This is a genomic window from Mesorhizobium sp. M7A.F.Ca.AU.002.02.1.1 (assembly GCF_003998535.1).
GTDB lineage: Bacteria > Pseudomonadota > Alphaproteobacteria > Rhizobiales > Rhizobiaceae > Mesorhizobium > Mesorhizobium ciceri.
Genome location: NZ_RZPB01001314.1, coordinates 1 through 907, shown reverse-complemented (window position 1 = coordinate 907; position 907 = coordinate 1). Strand labels below are relative to the sequence as shown.

The window sequence follows — 907 nt, the reverse complement described above, 5'->3', positions numbered from 1 at the left end:
GGTCGAGGCCGATGTGATTTCCGAAGCCGTCCCGCTGGCCGAACAAGGCAGCGAAGCGACCTCCGGCGACAATGATCGCGGCATGCTGGAAGAAGTGCAGTCCTCGCATCCGGACGATCACGAGGTCGAATCGGTCGGCGCCGAGGATGCGCTGGAAGAAGTGCGCAACCGCCGCAAGCCGGTGCGCCGCCAGTACAAGATCCAGGAAGTGATCAAGCGCCGGCAGATCCTCCTGGTGCAGGTCGTCAAGGAAGAGCGCGGCAACAAGGGCGCGGCGCTGACCACCTATCTGTCGCTGGCCGGCCGCTATTCGGTGCTGATGCCGAACACGGCGCGTGGCGGCGGCATTTCGCGCAAGATCACCAGCGCGGTCGACCGCAAGCGGCTCAAGGAGGTCGTCGCCGATCTCGAAGTGCCGCAGGGCATGGGCGTCATCCTGCGCACCGCCGGCGAGAGCCGCACCAAGGCAGAGATCAAGCGCGACTACGAATATCTGATGCGGCTTTGGGAAAATGTCCGCAATCTCACCTTGCAGTCCACGGCCCCTGCCCTGGTCTACGAGGAAGGCAGCCTGATCAAGCGCTCGGTGCGCGACCTCTACAACAAGGATATCGACGAGATTCTTGTCTCCGGCGAGGAAGGCTACCGCGAGGCCAAGGACTTCATGCGCATGCTGATGCCGAGCCACGCCAAGGTGGTTCAGCCGTTCCGCGACACGACGCCGATCTTCGTGCGCAACGGCATCGAGGCACAGCTCGACCGCATGCTGCAGCCGCAAGTGACGCTGAAGAGCGGCGGCTACATCATCATCAACCAGACCGAAGCGCTGGTTGCCATCGACGTGAATTCGGGCCGCTCCACCAAGGAGCACTCGATCGAGGACACCGCGCTCCACACCAATCTGGAA

1 protein-coding gene is annotated in these 907 nt (G+C 63.2%); it reads left to right on the top strand.

What is annotated here, in order from left to right:
* A partial coding sequence (locus EN879_RS37380; protein WP_164774915.1) for a ribonuclease E/G occupies window positions 1-907 on the top strand: 907 nt, incomplete at both ends.